This is a genomic window from Candidatus Manganitrophus noduliformans (genome assembly GCF_012184425.1).
Lineage (GTDB): Bacteria > Nitrospirota > Nitrospiria > SBBL01 > Manganitrophaceae > Manganitrophus > Manganitrophus noduliformans.
Map to the genome: position 1 here is coordinate 568,737 of NZ_VTOW01000002.1, position 25,089 is coordinate 593,825.

Sequence of the window (25,089 nt, forward strand, 5' to 3'; positions counted from 1 at the left end):
CTATGCAAAGAGGATCAGGGAGGGGATGATTGCGTCGTCATCGCTTGGGAGAGCGCTTCATATTCGAGGGAGAGTTTCTCCCAGAGAGCCGTCTCCTGATCGATCTCGGACTTCAAACGGTTGTGCCGTTCCATCAGTTCGTAAAAACGAACCTTCTCTTGGTAGATGTTCGGATCGGCCAAAAGCGCCACACATTCCTGGTACGCTTTGTTTTTTTCATCGAGCGCCTTCTCAAGCGCTTCAATCTTTTTCTTCAGCGGCTGCGCTTCGCGGTAGAGCCGATTTCTCGCCTCGGCCTCTTTTCGCTTCTGCTCCTTCTGCTCCGCCTTGCTTAGCAGCGATTTTTCCTTCTCCTGGGATGTAGGGGCGTATTGCGATACGCCCTTACCCACCGACGCGGGCATCTCGGCCGTCTTTCCCTTCTTGTAGAGATAATAATCGTAATCGCCAGGATAAACAGTTACAAGCCCCTGGTCAACCTCGATGATATGATTCGCGACCCCTCGAATGACGTGCCGATCGTGCGTGATGAAGCAAATGGTGCCGGTATACTCCCTCAACGCTTCCTCAAGAACATCGCGGGAAGGGATATCAAGATGGTTCGTCGGCTCGTCGAGAAGAAGTAAGTTCGCCGGCTTGATCAACATCTTCGCCAGCGCCAACCGGCTCTTCTCCCCTCCGCTCAACACGGAGACCTGTTTGAAAACATCATCACCCGAGAAGAGAAAAGCGCCGAGGATCCCCCTCAGGAACGACTGCGCTCCTTCCGGATGGGCCTCTTGCATCTCCTGAAGGAGGGTGTAATTCGGATGCAGCGATTCAAGTTGATGCTGGCTGAAATAGCTGAGATTGACCTTCTGTCCGAGGGCGCGGCGCCCGCGATCGACCGGTAGAACCCCCGCCAGAATTTTGAGGAGGGTCGATTTTCCGGCGCCGTTCGGCCCCACCAGCGCCACCTTCTGTCCCCGCGTGATCGTCAGGTTGAGCCCTTGGTACACCTTGATCGCCCCATAAGACTTGTCGATCCCTTCCAGGGTGATCACCTCCTGGCCTCCCCGCTCCGGCTGAGGGAAGGTAAACCGCACCTTCTTGCGCTCCTGCGTCAGCTCCACCTTATCCATCTTCTCGAGCTGCTTGATCCGGCTCTGCACCTGACGCGCCTTGGTGGCCTGGGCGCGGAACCGGTCGATGAAACGCTTGGTTTCATCGATCTTTTTTTGCTGGTTCTCGTAAGTCGATTGCCGAATTTCCGCCGCCTCCTCCTTCGCGACAAGATAGCGATCGTAATTCCCGGTGTAATTGACCAGCTTTCCATTGTCGATTTCGACAATCCGGTCGGCCAGCGCATTAATAAAGGGACGGTCATGGGAGATAAACAGAATCGCTCCGGCATAGCTCTTCAAAAAGTTTTCAAGCCAGATCACCGACTCCAGATCGAGATGGTTGGTCGGCTCGTCGAGGAGAAGAATGTCGGGCTGGGAGAGGAGAAGCTTCGCCAGCGCAATCCGCATCAGCCATCCGCCGCTCAACGTGTCGGTCTTCTTTCCGAAGTTCGCCTCTTTGAAGCTCAATCCCGAGAGGATTTGCTTCGCCTGGTGTTCCAGGTCATACCCTCCCTTCGACTCGTACTGGATCTGCAGCTCCGCATAGTGGAGACCGAGACGCTCCTTTTCCTTCATGTCGTCGGTCTCGTGCATTTCGCGCTCGATCCGCTTGAGGGTCGCTTCGATCTGATTGATCGAATCGGAGGCCGAAAGAACCTCTTCCAGAATAGAGCGTCCCCGCAATTGGATAATCTCTTGAGGAAGATAACCGACCACGGAGCTCTTGGAAATGATGACCTCTCCCTCGTCGGGGTCGACCTTGCGGGAGATCATCTCCAGCAGCGTCGTTTTGCCGGCGCCGTTCGGGCCGATCAGGGCGATCCGATCCCCATACGCGACCTGCAAGGTCGCGTCGGCAAGCAGGGTCCTGGCCCCGAATCGTTTTGTGATGTTGAGAAGAGAGATCATTTCTTTGAATGATTAAACCGAGGCCGCTCCAGATCATGCTGCGGCGGAAGGTTTTCCCGGATGTTCGGTGTCGCGTGGATAAAAGAGTGGGCGCGGGCCTTTCGATGAATTTCCTGAAGCTGCGCCGTCGTCAGCCACTTCGAGAGCTTTTCGTTCTCCCGGATTTGATCGGTATTCGAAACGGTCGTGTTGTCGGTGCAGATGGCGATCGGAATCCCATACTCCAAAAAGGTAAATATCGGATGGGGCGCCCCCATCGGCACGGCGCCGGTCTGATAATTGGAGGTGTAACAGCATTCGACCAGAACCTGATCTTTCGCCAGCCTCCGCATCAACGCTTTGTCTTTGATCGCAGAGCAGCCGTGGCCGATTCGCCGCGCGCCGAGGATATCGACCGCCTCCCAGATCGCCTCCGGCCCTTCATCCTCTCCCGCATGAATCGTCAGCCCGAGGTTTCCCGAACGGGCGATGTCGAAAGCTTCTTTAAACAGCCGCGCCGGGTTTCCCCGCTCCGCCCCCGCCACATCGAAGCCGATCACCCCCGTCCGCTCATGGAACTGCTGCGCCTCGGCGATCGCCTGCCGGGCGAGGATCTTGGCGATATGGGGGCCTTGATGCCGCATGGCGATGACGATGAGTCCGGTCTCGATCGGATATTTTCGCTTGGCGCGGTTCAAGCCGGTCAACACCGAGCTGATCGTCTGCCGAAGGGTCAACCCCGCGAAAGTGTGGATGATCGGCGCATAACGAAGCTCCAGCAGCCGGACGCCGTTCTGATAGGCCTTTTTGACAATCGACTCGACGACATAGGAGATGTTTCCGTAAAACTGCGTGATCCAGGCCGGATAGTGAAACTTGTCGAGGTAGCGAAGCAGCGCCCCCTCTTCCCCCTCCTGAAGAACGAGAAGACGCTCCATCTCCTTCTTTGTGGCAACCGGGTTGAGCCGGTGCTCTTTCATCAGCTTCCAGGTGATGTCGACCGGAATCGACCCGTCGACATGCTGGTGAAGCTCGACCTTCTCGATTTTTCCGATTCCGTTTTTCGATGGTATCTGCTTTTTGTTGGAACGTCTCATCTGCCTGCTTCTTCTTGCCAGTAACGGTATGCCAGAAACGGATCCCACATCGCGCCGGTGGCGGTCATGACGGCATCGACCCCCACGCCGAGGAACTCCCGGACGTGCGCCGAGGTCATCACCCCGCCGACGCCGACGATCTCGAAATCATATTTCTCTTTCTGTTTTAAATCGACGATCCGCTTCGCCTGCGTCATCGCGCAGGACCGGATGGCGGCGCCGCAGACCCCCGACCGAAGCCGTCCTTTCCCGGGGAGCGCTTGGGTGCCGTCGGGATTTACCACCTCAAAGGAGAGGGTGTTGAGACCGGAGATCGCATCGACGTGCGGCGCGTTGGCGGCGACAACCTTCTCCAAACGGGAGGGATCGGAGATGTAGCCGATCTTGATGATCAACGGCACCGAGCCGATCGCCTGCTTCACCCGCCTCGAAATCTCCGAAGAGAAGACCGGATCGGTGTAGACGCTCCCTTCCCCCGTCACGACGTTCGGACAGGAGAGGTTGATCTCGACCACGGGCGCCCCCGCTTCGGCGGCCAGACGGGCCGCGCGGGCGTAATCTTCCGCCAGATCCTTTTCGCCCGGCGTGCCGACGACGCTGACGATCAGCAGCTGCCCGTCGCCGATCCCCCCTTTCGCCCGGCCGATATCTTCCTGCCAAATCTTCGGATCACGCGACGGCATTCCGAACGAATTGGTGATGCTGATCTCTTCCACGCTGGAGGGAGATTCCATCGAGGCGATCAAGCGCTTCCCGAAATCTTTCTCGGTCAACGGCCCCTTCCATTGAAGGAACATGCAATTCGGATCGGGATGGCTGGGGGTCGCCGCGGTTCGGACCGTCTTATAGACAAGGAGGTCGAAGCCAAGCTCCGCATAGGCGATGATCCAGCGCGAATTCAAAAGCGGTCCGGCCGGGATGCCGAGACGGGAATTGACATCGAATCCGAGGAATTTCACTTTCTTCCGAATCTGCCGGGCGGGGGGCTTTTCTTTGAGAAAGGGACCTTCTTGATAATTGGCTTCGTAGGAGCGGGTGATATCGTATGTCGGGCTTGGCTTCATCAAAAGAATGTTCCTGAAAAATCGAATTAATGCTTTTCATGCTAACACGGAGAGGTCACCGGGTCAACCTTCCGGCTGAGGGACGGAATAATCGGAGTTAGAAGGGATGGCCAAACGGTGGTGCTGGTGGGCCATAAACTGATGCCGGCTTCCGGAATAGGGACCTTCAAAACCGAGTTCACGCAGTCTGCGGATAAAATCACGCCGCTTACATGGAATCCATCGGCTCACGGGTGGGCTCCCTGTTTAGATCCACGCCGGCAATGACAGGTAAAGAGTGGCCCAGCTTGAGACCGACCAGAATCCAGTCCTCCAAGGTTGAGCGCAATTCATCTTCACACGCGCGCAATGTGGATCCGAACGCGACGACCCCTTTACAGGAGGGAATCCGACCCGTGAATGTGCCGTCCTCCAGCTTATCATAGACCGCCTGAGCCATTGCCTGGCTCACGTATTCGGTCAGGATATACTGTACGGCCACGTGCACCTCCCATTTAATCGATTCAGGCTTCGTTAACCGGCAGCCCCGTCTTTAGGTGGTCATTATAACATGCCCCTTCAAACGGGGCCAACTGAAAAACCGGCGCATTATCAAACTTTGCTCTGCATTTCCATCTTGATTGACGCCCCTCTCCTGGCTATTTGGTAGCAGCGATTCGGCCATCACGGAATTCCCGGCTTTTCTTATTTTAATCTGGCGGTTTAAATTGAAGCGTCCCCGCCGCAAGCAGCGGGGACGCTTCGACCCGAAGGAAAAACATCTATTTGTGTTGGCGCATCTAACCCGCGTCCAAGGAGCGGAAAAGCGACGCGCGTGCGTGTTCATAGCAAGACAGCCCAGGCAATATACCTGGGCTGTCTATAACACTCCTTATCGAGAAATTCAACCGGATCGATTAAACCTTTTCGATGACCAGCTTGAAATGGCCGTCCGGCAATTTTTCATTCTTTAAAATCTTATGCCCCTCGGCCTGAACGCTTCGTGGAACATTCCGGATCGGCTCCCCGTCGTCGATGATGACCTCGAGCAGCTGGCCGGCATCCATTTCTTCCAACTGCAGTTTCGTCTTCACAAAGTTCATGGGGCAAGCGACACCCGAAAGGTCCAGACTGGCATCGACTTCTTTTTGTACGCTCATATCCACCTCATTCTGTATCACGGACGAAATCGGCTCTCTCTTCCTTAACTTCAAGCCGGCATCGAGACGATCATATGCTTCATGACACTCCCGGACAAAGGCATCGGCCAGATCGAGAGTCTTCCGGACCGATTCGAGCTGCGGATCGAAGGAGACCCACTTTCCGAGATCCTCCGTGAAGTTTTCGAACCGTTCCGTGACGATCCCCTGCTCCACCAGCTTGTGCTGGAACTCCTTGAGGATCTGATCTTCATGCGGCAAATCGACGCCGAACGGAATCAACAAGGCGCGGCAGCAGACCATGATCGCCTGTTTGATGTCGGCGATCGCCTCGTCCGACTGCCCACGGGCGAGGGCGGCGGAGGCCTTCTCGATCGACTGGCTCCCCATCCGAAGATGGTGCTCGATCATATCGATCACTGTCCCGGCGCACTCCCCCGGACCGAGGTCGTCGAGCGAGAAATCCTGATCGCCGTTGTAATCTTGATAATACTCCGGCGCCTCCTGCGGCGTGGGGATCTGGATGAACTTCTCCAGCCGGGCGGAGAGGGCGTCGCGGCCGAAGCGCTCGATGAACTGGTTGAACGCTTCCTCCCCCTGCCGATTCTCGCGATAGGCCTTGATGAGCTCGATCACCGCCGAAGGAATGTTCTTGGCAGGGATCTTCAGCTTGGAGGCCCCGATCACCGAGCGCTCCGCGCTCACCCCCCCTCCCAAATGGAGTTGGTAGTGCGGCGCCAGCTTGCCGTGAACCTTTTTGCCGACCCCATGAAAACCGATCCCGGCGATATGGTGATGGCCGCACGAATTCGGACAGCCGGAGATCCGTATCCGAAGACCGTTGATGTCTTCGAATTCCGGAAGATCTTTCTCGAATCGGTCGACAATGGCCGCGCCCAATCCCATCGAGGAGGTCAATGCCAGCTGGCAGCTGTCGGCGCCCGGGCAGGCAATTACATCGACGGCGCGTTCCGCCCCCGCGCCGGCCAACCCGATTCGATCGAGCGCGGCGTAAAGCGCCGGAAGGTCCTGCCGGCGGACATGGTGAAGAATCAAGTTTTGCTGATGGGTCGTCCGGATCGCATCCGGGGAAAACCGATCGACGATATCGGCCATTCCGCGCAGCTGGGCGGCGGTGATGTCTCCGAGAATTAATTTGATCTGGACGGCGCAGATGCCGGGCATCGGCTGCGGGATGATATTCGTCCGAAACCACTTCTCATACGCCGCGTTTCCGTGGTGACCATTCCCCCCGTTCTGAACCAAGTCAAGCTCAAGGGAGGGAGCCTTCGGTTGCGGGGCCGGCAGAGCGGGATAGACTTTGCCCGATTCCTTAAGGAGGGCCAATTCTTCCGCCACCTTATTGTTGAATTGATCGCTCCCCCACTTTTCAATAATGAATTTCATCCGGGCCTTGCTCTTTGTTTTCCGGTCTCCGTTCGCATCGAAAATTTTGAGGATCGCTTCGCAGAAAGGCAAAACCTCTTCCATCGGCAAAAATTCGGTATAGAGCTTCGCCAGTTTCGGATGAGACCCCAACCCTCCTCCGACAAAAACTTTGAAGCCGTACTCCGTCCGGCCCTGAACGTCACGGCTCGTCGCGATGAACCCGATATCATGGATCGACGCCAAACCGCACTCGCTCTGGCACCCGGAGAAGGAGATTTTGAATTTGCGGGGAAGATCTTGGTTGATCGGATTCCGCAGCAGGTAGTAGGCGACCTTCTCTGAAATCGCGGTCACATCGAATAATTCAGTGGGGCAGACTCCTGCAAGATGACAGGCGGTCACGTTGCGGACGGTGTTGCCGCACGCCTCGCGGGTCGTTAATCCAGATTCGGCCAGCCGGGTCATCACGGCGGTGATGTCGTCCAATTTCACAAAATGGTACTGGATATCCTGCCGGGTGGTGACATGTCCCTTGCCGGTCGAATAATGCTCGGCGATTTCCGCCAAAGCGCGAAGCTTCCGACTATTCAGAACCCCCGACGGGATCTTGACCCGGACCATCTGAAACCCTTTTTGCCGTTGTCCATAGATCCCATGTTGGAGCCGGAAACGCTTGAACTTTTCTTCAGGAATCTCTTTTTTCTTCAGACGTTCCACCTGAAGACCAAAGTTCTCAATTTCCTTGACGATTTCTTCCGGAAGGGTGGTTTGAATTGGGCCCATTGAATCCTCTCATCGAACTTAAAAGATTTCACAAAGGATACACCAGATTCCCCAAACAATCAATATAAAACTCGCCGCCCCAAGCAATGAAATTCCCCTTTAAAACAACGAAGATAATAAAAAAGGGGAGCCGTGTCCGGCTCCCCTTTTTTAGCTGATTCGACCTACGGATTCTTTCCGCCGATCCGTTCCGGTCGATTCCTACTGCTGGCCACTCGTATCTTGTTGACCCATTTCAGGCTGGCCGCCTCCCATTCCAAACTCCTTCTGGAGGAGCTGTTGCGCTTTTTCGAAATGTTGATTGGCCTGTTGGGTCTTTCCCTGCCGATAGAGGGCGAGCGCGAGATTCAAATGAGCTTCCGGGATATCGGGATTGATTTTGGTCACGTTCTCAAAATGTTGCTGCGCATTCACATACTTTTCTTCGTTGTACGCATCAACGCCTTCGTTAAATTCATCTTGAACGGTTTCCGGTAAATTCCCCGGCGCCGCGGCTTGCGGTTGGCCGCCTCCGCCGTTAAAAATCTTACTGGTCGTTCCACACGCCGTCGTAAGGAACATCAACGCTATCGACAATACGATTACTTTTTTCATTCTATACCTCCTTCTGGTGAGCCTGGTGAGCATATTCCGTAGTCTTTATTGTAATAATCGCGGTTGCCCCGCATCAATTACCTCGAAGAGCTAATCCTGTCAGGTAGGCTTGCATCATCGGAATATCGATCGCGATGTCACTTTGAAAAAGAATTTGACAGGCAAATGAATTCGCGTAGAATACCGGCCATGATGAACCAATCTCTTTCAGTCCTCACGGTGATCTTCCTCTTCCTGGAAGCAGGTTGTGTCAAACCCGAACCGCCCCCGCCGAATCCTTTCCGAGAGCCGATCACCTACGCGGTTGGGCATAGCCCCTCGTTCGTCGGCGCCGCCGACCTGAATCAAGACGGCTTCCTCGATCTGGCGGTGGCCAATACCGAAGACAACAACGTCTTTCTTCTCATCAACAACAAAGACGGAAGCTTTCAAGATCCGGTCCAGCTCAAAACCGGACGGCAGCCCCGATCGATCGCCTTCGGGGATTTTAACGAAGACGGAAAGGTTGATCTGGCCGCCCTCAACAACGATGAAGATAACCTCTCTCTTTTTCTCAACCAAGGCCACGTCCTTTTTGCTCCTCCCGTTATTTATCAGGTCGGCCGCGCCCCCTTCATGGCGACGGTCGCCGACTTCAACGGAGATCGGCATCTGGATATGGCGGTCGTCTCGCGCTACGATCGTCTGATGATCCTGCTCGGGAAAGGAAATGGCACATTTGAGAATGGAATGGTCCTCGATCCGGGAGCGATCCCCACCGGAATCATCTCCGGGCTTTTCAACGGAGACGAGTTCCTCGATCTTGCCGTTGCGAACAACGGCCCCGGAAGCCATGAATTTATTTTTTTATGGGGACGGGGGGACGGCACCTTCGAGAAGGGAGAAAAAGGGACCGCCGGGATGAACCCGCTGAGCCTGATCTCGGAAGACTTCAATCAAGACGGCCTCCCCGATATTGTGGTCGTGAACGGCCTTGGAGATTCCCTCTCCCTTTTTCTTCAAGAGAAAGAGGGCCGCTACGGGAAAGCGCATCATTTCGGGGCGGAGGGAGGACCGGTCGCCGCCGTCGCGGCCGATTTCAGCGGAGACGGTCTCCTCGATCTGGTCGTCGCCAACAGCCGGAGTTCGAATATCTCCTTTTTAGCCGGAAAAGGGGACGGGACCTTCCATCACCCTCCTTTGAATATCCGCACCGGCGTCGGACCCTTTTCAATCGCGACTGGAGATTTTAACCAGGACGGTTTCCTCGACATCGTCGTCGCCAATAACGAAGATCAAAACCTTTCGCTCCTGATCGGAAAACAAAGAAAGAGGAGGGATTGACAAAGGGACCCGAAATCATTTATTAATAATCATTCTCATTATTAATAAGTGAATATCCAATGAGCCCTTTTTTTCGAAAAAGCCGCCAGCGGCAGATGATTCTCGATACCCTCTCCGACATGAAAACCCATCCGACCGCGCAAGAAATCTTCGCCCGGGTCCGGGAGGTCGACTCCCAGGTCGGGCAAGCCACCGTTTACCGAAATCTCCGGATCTTAAAAGAACAGGGTGAAATTATCGAGCTGAGTTTCGGAACCGGCGAGAAACGCTACGATCGAAACGTCAGCCGCCACGAGCATTTTACCTGCCGACGATGTGGAAAAATCGAAGATATTTACCCGAACTACCGCTCGCTGACCGGAAGTCTTTCGGAAAAAGGCTTCCAGATCGATGAGTGGAGAATAGAGGCCTTCGGCATCTGCCAAGGTTGCATTGAACCCAATCAACCGCATTGATTTGCGGTCTGACACAACAGACGAGAAAGGGGGAAGGAAAAAGATGGCAAAACCACTCAACGGAACCAAAACCCACGACAACCTGAAGCATGCGTTCGCCGGAGAATCCCAGGCGAACCGCCGGTATCTTTATTTTGCTCGGAAGGCCGATATCGAAGGCCAGCCCGACATCGCCGGCGTTTTTCGCGACACGGCGGAAGGCGAAACCGGCCACGCTTTCGGCCATTTTGATTTTCTAAAAGAGGTCGGCGATCCGGCCACCGGATCACCCGTCGGGGATACCGCCGTCAATCTTCAGTCGGCGATCGACGGCGAGACCTATGAGTACACACAGATGTACCCCGGCTTCGCCAAGATGGCGCGCGAGGAAGGATTCGATGAGATCGCCGCATGGTTTGAAACCCTCGCCCGCGCCGAAAAATCCCACGCGGGCCGGTTCCAGAAGGCCCTCGATTCGATCAAAGGGAAATAACCGCCTCTCTTATTGACTCCAAACCGGAGGGTGCGCCGGCGAGACCGCCGGCGCACCCCCATCTTTCAAAGATTAGGATCATCCATGTCGCCGGACCCCTTAAGCCTGATTTCAGAAAACAAGAGAACCCTCGATCAGGAATTCGCGCGCGTCGCCGACATCTGCAACGGATGCCGCCGCTGTTTTAATCTCTGCCCTTCGTTCGATCAGATGTTCATCCGGATAGACGATCGGACCGGCGAGGCCGACAGCCTCGCCAAAAAAGACCAGGACGACATCACCGATCTCTGCTACTATTGCAAGCTCTGTTATAACCACTGCCCCTACACTCCGCCGCATCACTTCAACCTCGACTTCCCTCGCTTGATGCTTCTCGGAAAAGCCGAGCGGGCCAAGACCCACCGCCCCACCTTTCGCGATCGGATTCTGGTCGACACCGATTGGGTCGGCCGATGGGGACGCCGGTTGGCGCCGCTTCTCAACTGGGCCAATTCGGTCCGCGCCGTCCGCCTCTTGATCCATCGATGGTTCGGCATTCACAAAGATCGCATTCTCCCCAAGATCGCGACCGAGACTTTCACCGAATGGCGGGCAAAAAATCAGCCCCCTCAATCGGCGCCGGCGACCAAAAAGGTCGCGCTGTTTCATACCTGCTATGTCAACTACAACGCCCCCGATATCGGGAAAGCGTCGGTGCAGGTGTTGGAGAAGAACGACATCGAAGTCATCACCCCCCCGCAGCGCTGCTGCGGGATGCCCTATTTCGATGTCGGCGATATCGAATCGGCCCGGGAAAAAGCCCGATTCAATATCCGGTCGCTCGAAGAGGTGATTCAGGCCGGCTACGACATCGTCGCCCCGATGCCGACTTGCAGCCTGATGTTAAAAAAAGAGTATCCCGCTTTATTGGGAGACGAAGCAAGGACCGTTTCCGAGCACACGTTCGACCTCTGCGAGTACCTGATGCGGCTCAACAGCGAGGGAAAGTTAAACAAGGAATTTAAAAACCCGATCGGAAAGATTTCCTATCAAATCCCCTGTCATCTGCGGGATCAGAACATCGGCTACAAATCGCGCGATCTGATGAAGCTGATTCCGGGAACCACTATCGATGTGATCGAGAAGTGCTCGGCGCACGACGGCACCTGGGGGATCAAGACCGAGTACTTCGACGAATCGATGAAGACGGCGAAGCCGCTCTTCCGCGCCATTGAGGAGGGGAATCCCGATATGGTTGCAACCGACTGCCCCCTGGCCGGAATGCAAATCCTCCAGGGGACCGGGAAAGAGCCGCTTCATCCGATTCAAATTGTGAAAAAGGCATACGGATTATGAGGGCGACGCACGCGTCGCCCCTACAACCTGGAGCAGAACGATGAAGAAAATCGACGCTGAAGAACTTCATTCACTGGCTGAGTACGAAAAAATAAGAGATTCCTATCGTCAAGGGATCATGGAGGAAAAGAAGAAGAGGCGGATCCAAGTCGGCCCTTACGTCTCTTTGACCTTCGAGAATCGGGAGACCATTCTCTTCCAGATACACGAGATGTTGCGCGTAGAGCGGGTCGAAGATCCCGCCAAGGTCCAGGAGGAGGTTGACGTCTATAATGATCTCATCCCGGACGAAGGGGAGCTCTCCGCGACCCTTTTTATCGAAATCACCGAGGAAGCCAAGATTAAAGAGGTTTTGGACCGGCTGATCGGAATCGACAAACCGAATGTCGTTTATTTCCAGATCGGGAAGAAAAAGGTCCCTGCTGTTTTTGAGGGGGGCCGAAGCACCGAGGAGAAGATCAGCGCGGTCCATTATGTCCGGTTCAAATGGAATCCGACGCTCATTGAAGCGTTCCGAAGCGAAAAGGAAAACTATCTGGTTGCGGAACACCCCCACTATAAAGAACGGGCGTCGATTTCGGAAGAGACGAAAAAAGCGCTGCTGGAAGATTTGGATCAGGCGGACGGATAAAAGAGGGCTGGGGCCGGTGAAGTCCTCCAGCCGGCCCCAGCTTTCAAAACTATTTCTTCTTGCGAATGTAGACCTTGAACACCTTTCCTTCCTGAATTAAATCCAAGAACTCGTTTCCGCTGCTCTTGCACCAGGCGGGCATATCTTTCTTGATCCCTTCATCGTCGGAGAGGATCTCCAGCACTTGGTCGATCTCCATCTGCTTGATCTTCTTTGAAGTCAAAATCACCGGAATCGGACAGAAGAGTCCCAGGGTGTCGAGTGTCTGATCCGCAACAATCATCCGTTCATCCCTAATCGTACTCCGCCCCCTTTATGTCCGAGGCGACAGGCTGGTGTAAATCGGCGAGACCTGCCGGATTTCTTCGACGCACCTTGGAAAAATGGAGAGGACCGTCTTGATCTCCTCCTCGGTCGTTCCCATCCCCAGGCTGAAGACGATCCCCCCCTGGGCCACGTTCGCCGGAAATCCGGTGGCCGTGAGGACAGGCGAGATCTTCAACGCCTCGGCGCTGCACGACGATCCGCTCGCCGCGAAGATCCCTTGTTTTTCCAAGAGTCGAATCAGCGCCTCCCCGTCGACAAACTCCACCGCAAAGCTGGCGATGTGAGGAAGCCGGTGGATCGGATCCCCGGTCAGGTGAATGAGGGGGACCCGCTCCGTCAGTCCGACGATCAGCCGATCCCGCAGCGCCGCCAATCGGGGCGCTTCGGAAGGGAGGCGCTTTCTCGCTTCGAGGGCCGCCACTCCCATTCCGACGATCGCCGCGACATTCTCGGTCCCGCTCCGCCGACCTCCCTCTTGGATTCCACCCTCGATCAGAGGATGAACGCGCGTTCCACGCCGAATATAGAGCGCCCCGGCCCCCTTCGGTCCGTAAAACGGCTGGGCCGAGAAGGAGGCCAGATCGATCCCGAGGGAATCGACACGGAACGGAATCATCCCGACGGTGGCGACGGCATCGGTGTGGAGGAGGACCCCCGCCGCCTGCGTGATCGAGGCGATCTCCTGAATCGGCTGCACCGTTCCGATTTCATTGTTCGCATGCATGATCGACACCAAGACCGTCTCATTTCGAAGCGCCGCCGCGACCTGTTCCGGGCGGACCCGCCCTTTTTGATCGACCGGAAGCCAGGTGACCGCCACCCCCTCGCGCTCCAGGTGCTTGAGGGGGTGAGCCACGGAGAAGTGCTCGATCACCGAGGTGATGATGTGGGTCTTTTTCTTCGGACGCGCGGCAAGAATGCCCTTGATCGCAAGGTTGTTCGCTTCGCTCCCCGAGGCGGTAAAAACGATCTCCCGCGCCTCGGCGCCGATCAGCTCCGCCACCCGCTTGCGCGCCTCTTCGATTCCCCTTCGGGGAATCTCCCCCGCCGCATGCCGACTCTGCGGGTTGCCGAAGTGCTCCGCCAGGAAGGGGAGCATGGCCTCGCGCGCCGCCGGCAGAAGCGGTGTGGCTGCGATATGATCGAGGTAGATTTTTTTCATAACGACGAATAATAAGCGGGATGGAAAGAGGTTGTCAAGGACCGGCGGAAGGATGGTCGGGGTTCAACATATTGAACCCCTGCACGGCCTTTAGACAAAGAAAATAAAAAACCGGCCCCCCCTTTTCGAAGGAGGGCCGGTTAAAAGAAAAACAGCCTAATTCGTTTCAGTACGATAGGAAAGATCTCTCGCCAAACCGACCATGTAGAGGCTGAAAATCAACCATTTGGAAGGATCGAAGTTGTACCACTTCGGGCCGTTCCGGTAATCGCGGGGGTAGGTGTGATGGTAGTTGTGATACCCCTCGCCGAAGGTGATCAAGGAGATCAACCAACTGTCCCGGCTGCTGTTTTGGGTGCCGTTCGGCTGGTCTCCCCACATATGGCAGATCGAATTGATGCAGAAGGTCGAATTCAACACCAGGAAGGTTCTGAACACACCGGCGAGAAGAAACCCGGAGAGCGCCCCGATCCAGCCGCGATGAAGAAAACCGATCACCGTCGGAATGACAAAACCGGAAAGAAGGACGAGGAGATAATTACGGTGCTGCCACATGATCAGCTTATCTTTTTTAAAGATGGCCGTATATTTATCATCCATCGAGAAGGGGGTTTTGATGAAGATCCAAAGAAGATGACTGTGCCAGAATCCTCGCTTCGCGTTGTAGGGGTCCGCATCCGTATCGACGTTGGCATGGTGACGGACGTGGTCGGAGCACCACTTCAGAGCGGAATTCTCCAGCGCCCAGCCCCCCGCGATCAGGAAAGCCACCTTCACCGCATCGGGAGCGTTAAAACTTCGATGAGAGATGAATCGGTGGTAGCCGACGGTGATCCCCATTCCGGACATCACATAGAATAACCCGAACATCGTCCAATCCAACCAGGAATAATCGAAAAAATAACCAAACAGGGGAACGCCGACGAACATGACCATCGAAAGCGCCGAAAAAACAACAATCGCCTTATAGTCTATGATCCGTCCATCCGCCACATCGGCGGTCATCATCTGCGCCATTCTTCTATCCTCGATTCGTAATAAAGTGAGTTGGTTTTAAGTATAACCGAAAAGGTGCGAAACAAGTCTGGCATTATACAGGAATGTCGATGGGGAAGCAAGCGCTTTGTGATCCGAGGAGCGCCCCCGGAGGGGATCAGCGGCCGGACTATTCTACCTAGGAATAGGATAAATAAACTCATTAGGTAGCTGTTCGGGAAGAAGGATCGTGAGGGTCGTCCCTCGGCCCAGGGCGCTGGCGACCTCGATCCTTCCGGCAAGCGCCGCCACCATTTTCTTCACGATCGCCAGCCCTAAACCGGTCCCCTCGGTATACTTCCCCTTTACCTCTTGCGCCACCACTCTCTGCTCATACTCCTCGAAGATCTTCCCCAGGTGCGCCGGCTCAATCCCTACCCCGGTGTCTGAAACCTCCAGCAACACTTCTTGCCGCTCCACCCGCCGCCCCAGACGGAGCCGAACTTCGCCTCGATGGGTAAATTTCACCGCATTGGAGAGGAGATTGGTCAGGATGCTTCTCACCTGCATCGGGTCGGTCAAAAAACATTCCGGGAAGCCGGGGTCGATCTCTTTCCGTAGATGAAGCCCTTTCTCTTGAAGGAGCGGCTCGAAGATCATCAACACTTTCTCTGTTAACTCCCTGAGGTTCACCTCCATCACTTGCAGCCCCTTCTTGCCCGATTCAAGCTTGGCCAAATCCAAGATGTTGTTGATGAGGTGAATCAGTTCATTGGCATTATGATGAATGCGGCCGACCGCGCCGGCCTGCTTGGGGGTGAGCTCTCCGTAGGCCCCCCTTCGAAGGAGTTGGGTAAAGCCGGAAATGCTATTGACCGGGGTCTTCAGCTCATGCGACATGTAGGAGAAGAAGAGATTTCGCGCGCGGCTCGCCTCCTCAACACTCACATTCTTCTGCTGGAGCATCAGATTCATCTCCTGAATCGCCTCTTCCCCCCGTTTCCGCTCGGCGATTTCCTTCTGCGCCGCCCGATAGAGGTTCGCGTTATCGACCGCCGCAGCAACGCGGCGCGCCAGATCTTCAGCCAAAACAAGCTCTTCTTCTCCATAACATCGATTGCTCTCCGCGGTCAAGAAGGAAAGCACTCCGAGCGGTCGCTCCCGCGCGATCAGCGGAACCATCATGGCCGATCTGAGTCCCAAGGAGCGGGCCATCCGGAGGTGCTCGGGATCTTTCGCGATCTCTTGCAGGAGACGATCGGAAATCTCGGGTAAAATGATCGATTTACCCGATTGTAGGACATGCAGAAGCGGATGGGGGCTCCCCGGCCGGGGGGGATAACGGCGCATCAGCTCCCACCCCAACCCCTCTTTGGAGGGATCGGCCGCCGCGACGGCGACCCGGCGGATCGTCCGATCTTCCTCCACAACATCGACCACACATCCATCGGCCATATACGGAACCACCAGGCGCGCCACGCGGGGCAAGCTCGCTTCGTAATCGAGGGAAGCGGCGAGAATCTCGCTGGCCTCCGCCAGGAAAGTGAGGCGCCACTGCATCCGCTCGGCATCCGCACGGGCCATCTGTTCTCGCTCGAAGAGTTGCGCCCGCTCTTCCTCGACCTGTTTTCGAAGGGTGATATCGCTGATCACCGTCCGGCAAACCGCCCCCCTCGAGGCATCTTCGATGAGGATGCTCTCCATCTGCGCATAAAAGGGAATACCGCTCTTGGTTTGTAGCCGGATCTCGCAGATTTGCCGCTTCCCCCCCTTAAAGAGGCTCCTCCGATGGGCATGGAAAAGGGGCCGGTCTCTTTTGAAGACATAGAAATAAAAGGGCTTCTTCAGCAAAAATTCGCGATCGACCCCTAACAGATCCGCTCCCTTGAGGTTCGCTTCCGTAATCAATCCGCTTCGGCTGAGGGTGAAGTAGCCGACCGGCGCAAAATCATAAAGGTCGGAATAGCGATTCCGGGAGGCCTCCAGTTCCGTTTGGGCCCGTCGCAGTTCCTCATTCTGTGATTCGAGTTCATGTTGATGGAGCCGGAGTTGGTCGATGACCTTCTGAACCTCACTCGGAGAGCGGGGGGCCGCGTCGCCGTTATCGTAGGTTTGCTCTTGGCCGGCGCCGAAAAGGAAGGTTTTCTTGTTTGATTTCCGCTTCTGTTGAGCTTTGGGAGGGATCTCCATGGGGGCCCCTGAAACGCCTTTAAAACCGTTGAATGTTTCCTTACGGATGCGATTGTTCTTCGAATAACAGGAGGAACAACTCTTCTTCCTCCATGACGACTTTCTCTTTTAATTTGATTTTGTGAATTCCGATTTTCAGCCGCTTTCTCCCGAGCGCGGGGAAGGCATGCTCCGCTTCAACCGTTCGTTCTGTTGAATCGCGCTCGATCATTTCCTCAAGCGCGCTCCTCAACAACGGAATATTCATCCGCCCCCCTGCCAAATTAATCAGAGCTTGCCCGTCGCTCTCCTCTCTCTGAATCTGGAACACCCGATAGAGCGCCTCGTTCGCCGATAAGACGCGCAGCCGTTTGTTGAGCACCACCAAGGGCTGCTCTATCGCCTCGATCAGGCGGTTCGTGTAATCGAGGAGCGCCTCTTGGGCCAGGCGCGATTTTTTAAGATCGCTGATGTTCATGAAAGTGATGATGACCCCGTCGATTCGGTTCTCCATCGTCCGGTAAGGGAAGACCTTCATCAAATACCAATCCCCCTCCCGGGTTTGAAGCTCCCTCTGTTTGAAAATCAGCGTCCGCATGACCTCCTCGATATCCCGGACGAGCTTCTCATAAACGAGGTTTCCGGTGAGATGGCCGATCGGCCGGCCGATGTCGCCGGGAATAAGATGTATGATTTTCGCGACGGCTGGCGTGAAACGCTTGATCCGAAGGGCGCTGTCGAGGAAAATCGTCCCGACTTCGGTGCTGCTCAGCAGGTTCGTCATATCATTGTTCGCCTGGGAGAGCTCATCGAGCTTGTTCTGCAGCTCGGAATTCACCGTCACCAACTCCTCATTGATCGACTGCAGCTCCTCCTTGGATGTTTCCATCTCTTCGTTGGCGCTTTGCAGCTCTTCGTTCGTCGACTGCAGCTCTTCGTTCGTTGATTTCAGCTCCTCGTTCGATGTCTCCAGCTCTTCGATCGTCGTTTGCAGCGACTCCTTGGTCGTATTTAATTCATGCTCCAGGTCCAGAAGGCGCTGATCGATCTGCGGCGTTCCCTTCCCCTTTTTTTGTCCGGAATCGGCCGGCGCGTGCGGCGTCACCTCCTGAAAGATCACCATCGCAAGACCATCCATCCCTTTCTGCTGGAACGGTTGAACCGTGAGACAAATGGTGCGGATCTCTCCATTCCCTTCGAGACGGATCTCGGGACGGACGACCCGCTCCTGTCTCGTAAACGCCTTGTGAATAGCCCCCCGCAATTCGAGCCGGAGCCCTTCGCGCACCATCTTCAAGATATTGAAGGTCGCCTCTCCCGTCGTGTGCTCCAGATAGGGCCCGGTCCGCCCCCGGAAGTGCACGATCTCAAACCGCTCATTGACGATGACGGAAGGAGGGGCATAGTCGTCCAGCAACATCTTCTCGGCAATACTAACGACGCCGGATTCGGAGTGAAGCTTCAACGCTCTTTTCTGAAGCCCCTCCGGCTCTTTGACCGCGGGGGCCGTCGGAAACTCCACGGCAATCCGCGGAGAGCTCTTCCGGTGAAAGATCTTCCACCTTTTATCGATCAGGGAAAAGAGATTCGCGAACTCTCCGATCGTCTCCGAAGGCCCGAGCATCAGATAACCGTCTGGATTCAACGTATAGTGGAAGAGGGGAAGAATCCTCTTCTGCAACAGCCCGCTGAGATAAATCAGGAGGTTCCTGCAGACGACCAGGTCCAATTTGGAAAAGGGGGGATCTTTGATCAGATCTTGTTTGGCAAAAATAATCATTTCCCGGATCTGTTTCTTGATCCGATAGCTGTTCCCCTCTTTTTCGAAGAAGCGGCGCAGCCGCTGCGGAGAGACATCGACCGCGATCGCCTCCGGATAAAGACCCGTCCTCGCGAATTCGAGCGCCGCTTCGTCGATGTCGGTCGCGAAGATCTGAACCTTGTAATAATGGCCGAGACGCTCCATCTCTTCCAGCAGCAGGATCGCGATCGAATAGGCCTCCTCCCCGGTCGAGCAGCCGGCGTCCCAGATCCGGAGCGGCTGCTCGGCTTCCCTTTTTTCGAAAAGATGCGGGACGACTTTTTTCCGAAGCGCTTCGAACGCCTCCGGATCTCTGAAAAAATTGGTCACCCCGATCAGCAGCTCCTGGAAAAGCGCTTCCACCTCCGGCTTGGTTTGTTGCAGATATTTGAGATAGTCGCCGATCTTTTTAAATTGGTGAACCGCCATCCGCCGCTCGATCCGACGGTTGATCGTGTTTCTTTTATAGAGGGAAAAATCGTGGCCGGTCTGCGAGCGAAGGATCATGAAGACCTTGTCCAATCGATCGACAAAGGTCGGCTCGGCCGTCTCCGGCGGAGGGGCCGCGGAGATATACGGATGACGAACGTATCGGAGCAGCTCCTGGGGCATCTCTTCGACCCGCAAGACATGGTCGACGCTTCCGGTCGCGACGGCGCTCCGGAGCATGCCGCCATACTTTGCCGAAGCCTCGTCCTGGACCATCGTCATGCCGCCGGCCGCTTTGATCGCCTTGAGACCGAGCGTCCCGTCGGTCCCCCCGCCGGAGAGGATGATACAGACCGCCCGATGTCCTTTGTCCTCCGCGAGAGAGCACAGAAAGAGATCAATCGGAAAGCGGACGTCGTGGTCTTTATCGGGGTCGCTCAGGTAAAGCGCGCCATGAAAAATGGTGAGGTATTTGGCGGGTGGAATCACATAAACGGTATTCGGCCTGACCTGCGCCCGATCCTCCGCCATACGAACCGCCATACGGGTATGGCGGCTTAATAATTCGGGCATGGCGGTCTTGTAGTGAGGATCCATATGCTGAACTACTACAAAGGCCATACCGCTATCGGGCGGAATATGACCGAAGAACTTATCAAGCGGTTCCAGCCCCCCGGCCGACGCGCCGATCCCGACCACACACAACGCTTCAAAGGAGGGGGGCTGTTCGGACGGCGTTTTCCTCTTGAGCGCGCCCGCGGGTCGGTTTTTTTGGGGGACCGTTTTCTTTCCTTTTTTCTCTTTTTTCATTCCCTTTGGAAAAGTGAATGCCGCCCGTCGATAAAAGAGCCGACGCGAAAAGACTATCCCGCCGATTGCGCCTGACGCAGATTAGCATAAAACCGTCGAACATTCTACAAAGGACCGAAGATAAGCGGCGTGAGGAAAATGGAAGATCCTTTTACTTCCTTTTTTTTCTCACCAAGCGGTTCTCTTTGACGGTCTCCGCGGACGAAAGCATCCAATCCCCCCCGAGAAGCATCTTTTGGAGCAGTTGCGCATGCGTCCTCATCCCCTCGGCCTTTTCCACAAGACGGGCTGCAAGCTTTCGGTCGGATCGTGAGGCCATCCGGCGCGCCAACTCCTCGCTCTCTTCGAGGGCGCGCACCCCGGCCCATAGCGCCGCTTCCAGCTCTTCGGCCTGGGCCGCCGCCATTCCATCCGTTGAAAAGACATGTCCGACGTGGCATTCGAATTGAATCAAGCCCCCTCTTTCAGACTCCACCATGGAACCGTTGCACTCCGGGCAGGTAAACACCGATCTTTTTTTTATCGGTTTGGTTTCCATCGCCACCACCTCCCTTCCAACCGGCTCCCGCGCCAATTTGGCGAGAAGGGACGAAATCTTCGCGAGGGGAAGAATATGATCGACCCTGACGTGCTTGATGGCATTTTGAGGCATTTCGGGACTGAGGGCTTCATTCGGATCTTGAACGATCGCCACGCCGCCGCGGGCCTTGATCGACATCAAGCCGGCCGTTCCGCAGTCGAGCGCCCCCGTTAAAACAACGCCGACCGACCGCGGGCCGTAAGCGCGCGCCGCGGCGCGAAAGAGGGGATCGACCGCCGGCCGATGCCCGTTCTCGCGCGGTCCCCGCACGGTCCGGATAAACCCCGGCTCCAGCGTAAGATGGTGATCGGGCGGCGCCACGTAGATTCGGCCGGGTAGAATGGCGTCGCCGTTTCTGGCATGAACGGCGGGAAGAGGCCCGAATCGCGTCAAAATATCGGGCAATACGCTGGGGTAAAAAGGAGACACGTGGAGGACGACAAAAATGGAGGCGGCCAAATCGGGAGAAAAACCGCTCACCAAGGTCTTCAACGCCTCCACGCCCCCCGCGGACGCGCCGATGGCAATGATATCGCGCGTCTGTTGCTTTCCAGAAACCTTCCCGTTACCCCGCGGGCCTTTTTTCCTAATCATGGCGCTTTTCTCCTTTTGTACCTCATTACATTTATCGTGGCACAAAAGAACAGTTTAATACAATAGAAGCTTTGCACCGATCGATCGAATTCATCAGAGGGCGAGGAGATCTTATGTTGCCGTCGACGCTTCGGGGATAAAAACGGTGAAGACGGCCCCTTCTCCGGGAGCGCTGGCAACCTCAATCCGACCCCCCAGAAGATCGACCATTTTTTTTACGATCGCAAGCCCCAATCCGCTTCCGCCGATGTAATTCCCTTTCGCCTCCCGCGCCACCCCCCTCTGCTCATATTCTTCGAAGATCCTCCCCAAATACTCCTCCGAGATACCGGCCCCCGTGTCCGACACCTGCAGCAGCATCCCCCCCTGCGTCGGCCGCTCCAAACGGAGCCGAACCTCCCCCCGTTCGGTGAATTTCACCGCATTGGAAAGAAGGTTCATCAGGATGCTCCTCACCTGCATCGGGTCGGTCAAAAAATGCTCCGGGAAGTCCGGATCGATCTCCTTCCGGAAACGCAGCCCCTTCTCCTGCAGCAGCGGATCGAAACTGAGGAGGACCTTGTCGACAAGCTCTCTGAGGTTGACCTCCACCGCCTGCAGCCCGATCTTTCCCGTCTCCAGCTTCGCTAAATCCAAAATATTGTTGATAAGATGGATGAGCTCTCTGGCATTGTTATTGATCCGGCCGACGGCCGCCGCCTGCTCGGGGGCGAGGGCCCCGTAGTTGCCGTTTCGAAGCAGCTGCGCAAAGCCGACGATGCTGTTGACCGGGGTCTTCAGCTCGTGCGACATATATGAGAAGAAGCGGTTGCGCGCGCGGCTCGCCTCCTCAATCCGCAAGTTTTTCTCCCCGATCGCCTCCTCCGCCTCCTTCCGGTCGGTGATATCGCGGTAATTGACGACGATGGCATGGACCCCCGGCTCCCGAAGCAGATTGCTCCCGATTCCCTCCACCCAGCGCCACACGCCGCTCTTGTGCCGAAAACGGAGCTCGGCCGTCGCCTCTCCCTCCGACCGCTTGGCGAGATCCGAGAAAAGATGTTTCATCCTTCCCCGATCCTCGGGGTGGATCAGTTCGAGCGCCGTTTTTCCGATCAGCTTTTCCGGGACGTAGCCGAAGATTCGCAAAGTGGAGGGGCTCGCGTAGAAAATTTTCCCGCTCGCATCCAACAGGGCAATGGCATCGGAGCTGTTCTCAATCAACGCGCGGAACCGCCGCTCGCTCTGCCGCAACGCCGACTGGGCCCGATTGCGCTCGGTGACGTTGTTCGCAATCACCAGTTGGGCGTTCCTTCCGGAGAAAAAGATCCGCTGCCCGGTGATCTCCACATCGATGACGGCGCCGTCCTTTTTCCGATGCTGCCACACCCCCGCGCGAACGGGCCTCCCGGACGATTTCGCAAGCCCCTCCGTCAGGAGGGAGACCTCTTCCGCCGGGCGGATGTCTTGAATGGTCATGGAGAGAAACTCCTCCCGGCTGTAGCCGTAATGATCGATCGCCGCCTCGTTCACCGCCAAAAAGGCAAACGACTCGGTATCGACGACCCACATCGGGTGGGGATTGCTCTCGAACAGCAGGCGATATCTTTCCTCCGAATCCCGCAGCGCCTCCTCCGCTTGAACGCGGTCGCTGATATCGATCAGGATCGATCGAGAGACCCGCCCCTGCTCGCGGTCCTTGACGACCACACTCTCAATCCGGGCCGCAAAGAGCATCCCGCGGCCCGGACGCAGCCGCACCTCGCATCTCTCCGGATGCCCTTCCTGGAACAATCGCTTCAGATAAGTGATAAAGGACGATCGACTCCCCTTATCGAGATGAACTGAGAAGGAGGTCTTCACCAAACCGGCGCGATCGGCGCCCAACAGTTTGGCCCCTTTCAAATTCACATCCAAGATGAGGCCGCTCCGGCTGAAGATGAAGTAACCGACCGGAGCGAAGTCGTACAGAGAGGAAAAGCGGTCGCAGGAGAGCTCCAGATTGGACTGCGCCTGCCGGAGTTCTTCGTTCTGGACCTCCAACTCGCGCTGATAAATCTCCAGTTCGCGAACGAGTTTCTCAATTCCGACCACGCGCGGCTTGTTCCTTCCCTTCGCTCCCCTTCCCTGGCTTATTTTTCCTGATTCTTGCATCGATCCGTCCGCTTATGTTCCGGTAAAAGCCAGGATCATCATAGTCCCCTCTCCGCCCCCTTTCCGTAAGGGGGATGACGGTTCTACGCGCTTATTGATCAAGGATGCCGATCCACAAAAAAATATCAAGACAAATATGGGAGTACACCTAGGCAACATTCACAAGATATCGCGTCTCTTTCGGAGAGTTCAAGGCAAATTTTCCACGACCGGCTCAGGACATCCGCCCGCTTTTCAACCGAAAGATTCCTTGCCGGAATGACGTCAAAGTTGACAACGCGGTTTTGCAGGTGTTAAAGTCGGCCGATGGAAAAAAAGAAGTTGGGCATTCTCTTATCAACCCCCCCGGAAGACAAAAACCTGGCCACCGTCGCCTCTCTCGCAAACGAGGCCCTTCGACAGGGGGTCGACACCTATCTCTACCTGATCGACGAGGGGGTGCGGAATGTAGACCGTCCCGAGATGGAGCGGCTGAAGCAGAATGGGGTGAAACTCTTTCTCTGCGCCTACGGCGCGCGGCGCCGCGGCATTCCGACGAGCGACAAGGCGGTCTTCTGCGGGCTGGTCGTTCTCTCCGATCTGGTGAAAGGATGTGACCGTTTCGTCACATTTAATTGACCGAATGACACGCAGCGTCGTCGTCCTGATTCGAAGCGATCCCGAGACAAGTCACCGCGCCGTCGAAGGGGTCCGGATCGCCCTCGGTCTCGCCTCCGGAGAACATGCGGTGGAGGTGATCCTCACCGGCCGCGCGCCGCTGCTCTTGACTCCCGATACCGACACGTTGGTCGACGGCGAGATGGCGGAGAAGTTCCTCTCCACCCTTCAGGAATTCATCCCCCCCTTTTATATCGATCAGGAAAGCGCCAAAGAAGTCGATCTCTCCGAGAGCGATTACAAGACGGTCCCCCTCTCAAAAAAAGAGATCGCCGAAAAAATTGCGGCCGCCCAACGCTTCGCCCTTTTTTAGAAAGAGCCGATGAAAAGGATTTTGCACATTTTAAGGCGGAAGGATGATCCGGCCCCCCTGGAAATCATCCGGAGGCAGTCCGAATCGAACGAGCTGGTCATTATCCTGATCCAGGATGCGGTCGGTCTTGAATTAAAAGGGATCAAGGGGGAGGTCTTCGCCTTGGCGGATGATCTGAAGGGGGGAGAGACGCCGGCCCATCCTCCGATCGGCTATAAAGAAATGCTGGGATATATCCTCGATTCGGAGAGCGTCGTAACATGGTAAGTATCCGAAGCCGTTAACCCTGGGCGTCCTGATATTCCTCATGCCAGGCCATCTGGATCGCCTCCAAGATCGCCTCGTTCGACTTCTTCGGGTCGTCTTCGAAGCCGGGAAGCTCGGTCACCATCTTGTGCAGATCGGTAAACCGGACCGTGAGAGGATCGAGATTCGGATGTTTCTCCAAGAGCAAAATCGCAATTTCCTCGGAATCGTGCCAGCCCATTTTCATCGAATCTCCCTCCGTTAGGACAAACGCCCTTCGCGTCAGTGCTGCTCGGCTTTTCGGAACGTTTGCGTGTTCTTCGGAATCTCGACCACCACATCTCCTTTGATCCGGGCCTGACACCCGAGCCGGGAGGTGAGCGTCAACCCCTCCGCCGTATCGAGACGGTCTTCTTCGTCTTCATCCATTTCGGAGAGATGTTTCTCCGTTCCTTCCCGGACGATCACATGACAGGTGGTGCAGGCGCAGTTTCCCCCGCAGTTGTGCTCCAGGTCGATATGATTGTCGAGCGCCACGTCGAGGATCGACTGCCCCTCTTTCGCCTCGACGGTCACGTCCTGTCCCACATCTCCTAATTTAAAAGTCACTTTCGGCATGG

23 protein-coding genes are annotated in these 25,089 nt (G+C 55.9%); 8 read left to right on the forward strand and 15 right to left on the reverse strand.

The genetic code is table 11. The features are described 5' to 3' along the window. Positions 1 to 14: 14 nt before the first annotated feature. The 6 genes from MNODULE_RS11980 to MNODULE_RS12005 form a co-directional block, all read right to left on the reverse strand. Positions 15 to 2,012, reverse strand: a complete 1,998-nt coding sequence (locus MNODULE_RS11980; RefSeq protein ID WP_168060070.1) for an ABC-F family ATP-binding cassette domain-containing protein — start codon at positions 2,010 to 2,012, stop codon at positions 15 to 17. Further along, positions 2,009 to 3,088 carry an adenosine deaminase gene (gene add / locus MNODULE_RS11985; protein WP_168060072.1) on the reverse strand — a complete coding sequence of 360 codons (1,080 nt, stop codon included), beginning with the start codon at positions 3,086 to 3,088 and terminating at the stop codon, positions 2,009 to 2,011. The genes MNODULE_RS11980 and add overlap by 4 nt, the downstream gene beginning before the upstream one ends. Continuing rightward, positions 3,085 to 4,152 (reverse strand): beta/alpha barrel domain-containing protein, encoded by a 1,068-nt coding sequence (locus MNODULE_RS11990; protein ID WP_168060074.1) that lies wholly within the window; start codon positions 4,150 to 4,152, stop codon positions 3,085 to 3,087. The genes add and MNODULE_RS11990 overlap by 4 nt, the downstream gene beginning before the upstream one ends. Before the next feature lie 208 nt (positions 4,153 to 4,360). Beyond that, complete coding sequence (locus MNODULE_RS11995; RefSeq protein WP_202882192.1) at positions 4,361 to 4,633, reverse strand: hypothetical protein; 273 nt, start codon at positions 4,631 to 4,633, stop codon at positions 4,361 to 4,363. 415 nt (positions 4,634 to 5,048) lie between these two features. Next, positions 5,049 to 7,463 carry a sulfurtransferase TusA family protein gene (locus MNODULE_RS12000; RefSeq protein ID WP_168060076.1) on the reverse strand — a complete coding sequence of 805 codons (2,415 nt, stop codon included), beginning with the start codon at positions 7,461 to 7,463 and terminating at the stop codon, positions 5,049 to 5,051. A gap of 201 nt (positions 7,464 to 7,664) precedes the next feature. Then, positions 7,665 to 8,057, reverse strand: a complete 393-nt coding sequence (locus MNODULE_RS12005) for a tetratricopeptide repeat protein (RefSeq protein WP_168060078.1) — start codon at positions 8,055 to 8,057, stop codon at positions 7,665 to 7,667. Between the two features lie 189 nt (positions 8,058 to 8,246). On the opposite strand from MNODULE_RS12005, the gene MNODULE_RS12010 reads away from it, so the two are divergent. The 5 genes from MNODULE_RS12010 (at position 8,247) to MNODULE_RS12030 (ending at position 12,273) form a co-directional block, all read left to right on the forward strand. Further along, positions 8,247 to 9,380 carry an FG-GAP repeat domain-containing protein gene (locus tag MNODULE_RS12010; RefSeq protein WP_168060080.1) on the forward strand — a complete coding sequence of 378 codons (1,134 nt, stop codon included), beginning with the start codon at positions 8,247 to 8,249 and terminating at the stop codon, positions 9,378 to 9,380. A gap of 59 nt (positions 9,381 to 9,439) precedes the next feature. After that, a complete protein-coding gene (locus MNODULE_RS12015) occupies positions 9,440 to 9,835 on the forward strand; it encodes a Fur family transcriptional regulator (RefSeq protein WP_168060082.1) in 396 nt (131 codons plus the stop codon). Between the two features lie 43 nt (positions 9,836 to 9,878). Beyond that, entirely contained in the window at positions 9,879 to 10,307 is a 429-nt protein-coding gene (locus MNODULE_RS12020) for a rubrerythrin family protein (RefSeq protein WP_168060084.1), read from the forward strand. Positions 10,308 to 10,391: 84 nt separating this feature from the next. Further along, positions 10,392 to 11,642, forward strand: a complete 1,251-nt coding sequence (locus MNODULE_RS12025; protein ID WP_168060086.1) for an anaerobic glycerol-3-phosphate dehydrogenase subunit C — start codon at positions 10,392 to 10,394, stop codon at positions 11,640 to 11,642. Positions 11,643 to 11,682: 40 nt separating this feature from the next. Continuing rightward, positions 11,683 to 12,273 (forward strand): DUF3501 family protein, encoded by a 591-nt coding sequence (locus tag MNODULE_RS12030; RefSeq protein ID WP_168060088.1) that lies wholly within the window; start codon positions 11,683 to 11,685, stop codon positions 12,271 to 12,273. A gap of 49 nt (positions 12,274 to 12,322) precedes the next feature. Here the strand turns inward: MNODULE_RS12030 and MNODULE_RS12035 are convergent, their stop codons facing one another. The 7 genes from MNODULE_RS12035 to MNODULE_RS12065 form a co-directional block, all read right to left on the reverse strand. Continuing rightward, entirely contained in the window at positions 12,323 to 12,556 is a 234-nt protein-coding gene (locus tag MNODULE_RS12035; RefSeq protein ID WP_181071034.1) for a sulfurtransferase TusA family protein, read from the reverse strand. A 30-nt stretch (positions 12,557 to 12,586) separates the two neighbouring features. Beyond that, on the reverse strand, positions 12,587 to 13,762 hold the full coding sequence (locus MNODULE_RS12040; RefSeq protein ID WP_168060090.1) for a cysteine desulfurase family protein: 1,176 nt from the start codon (positions 13,760 to 13,762) through the stop codon (positions 12,587 to 12,589). Positions 13,763 to 13,918: 156 nt separating this feature from the next. After that, positions 13,919 to 14,779, reverse strand: coding sequence for an acyl-CoA desaturase (locus MNODULE_RS12045; RefSeq protein ID WP_168060092.1), 861 nt, complete (start codon positions 14,777 to 14,779; stop codon positions 13,919 to 13,921). Between the two features lie 153 nt (positions 14,780 to 14,932). Continuing rightward, on the reverse strand, positions 14,933 to 16,927 hold the full coding sequence (locus tag MNODULE_RS12050; protein ID WP_168060094.1) for a sensor histidine kinase: 1,995 nt from the start codon (positions 16,925 to 16,927) through the stop codon (positions 14,933 to 14,935). A gap of 40 nt (positions 16,928 to 16,967) precedes the next feature. Further along, positions 16,968 to 19,946: a CheR family methyltransferase gene (locus tag MNODULE_RS12055; RefSeq protein WP_168060096.1), complete on the reverse strand. Its 2,979-nt coding sequence runs from the start codon at positions 19,944 to 19,946 to the stop codon at positions 16,968 to 16,970. Positions 19,947 to 20,097: 151 nt separating this feature from the next. Continuing rightward, positions 20,098 to 21,120, reverse strand: a complete 1,023-nt coding sequence (locus MNODULE_RS12060) for a chemotaxis protein CheB (protein WP_168060098.1) — start codon at positions 21,118 to 21,120, stop codon at positions 20,098 to 20,100. Between the two features lie 111 nt (positions 21,121 to 21,231). After that, entirely contained in the window at positions 21,232 to 23,253 is a 2,022-nt protein-coding gene (locus MNODULE_RS12065) for a PAS domain S-box protein (protein ID WP_168060100.1), read from the reverse strand. 306 nt (positions 23,254 to 23,559) lie between these two features. On the opposite strand from MNODULE_RS12065, the gene MNODULE_RS12070 reads away from it, so the two are divergent. From MNODULE_RS12070 to MNODULE_RS12080, 3 genes are read left to right on the forward strand one after another with little or no spacing between them, the layout of a single operon-like run. Continuing rightward, a complete protein-coding gene (locus tag MNODULE_RS12070) occupies positions 23,560 to 23,871 on the forward strand; it encodes a DsrE family protein (protein ID WP_168060102.1) in 312 nt (103 codons plus the stop codon). 4 nt (positions 23,872 to 23,875) lie between these two features. After that, positions 23,876 to 24,223 carry a DsrE family protein gene (locus MNODULE_RS12075; protein ID WP_168060104.1) on the forward strand — a complete coding sequence of 116 codons (348 nt, stop codon included), beginning with the start codon at positions 23,876 to 23,878 and terminating at the stop codon, positions 24,221 to 24,223. A gap of 9 nt (positions 24,224 to 24,232) precedes the next feature. Then, on the forward strand, positions 24,233 to 24,490 hold the full coding sequence (locus MNODULE_RS12080) for a hypothetical protein (RefSeq protein ID WP_168060106.1): 258 nt from the start codon (positions 24,233 to 24,235) through the stop codon (positions 24,488 to 24,490). A 13-nt stretch (positions 24,491 to 24,503) separates the two neighbouring features. On the opposite strand, the gene iscX is transcribed toward MNODULE_RS12080, so the two are convergent. Together iscX and MNODULE_RS12090 are read right to left on the reverse strand one after the other, a co-directional pair. Beyond that, a complete protein-coding gene (iscX, locus tag MNODULE_RS12085; RefSeq protein WP_168060108.1) occupies positions 24,504 to 24,716 on the reverse strand; it encodes a Fe-S cluster assembly protein IscX in 213 nt (70 codons plus the stop codon). A 35-nt stretch (positions 24,717 to 24,751) separates the two neighbouring features. Beyond that, positions 24,752 to 25,087, reverse strand: a complete 336-nt coding sequence (locus tag MNODULE_RS12090) for a 2Fe-2S iron-sulfur cluster-binding protein (RefSeq protein ID WP_168060110.1) — start codon at positions 25,085 to 25,087, stop codon at positions 24,752 to 24,754. Positions 25,088 to 25,089: the final 2 nt, after the last annotated feature.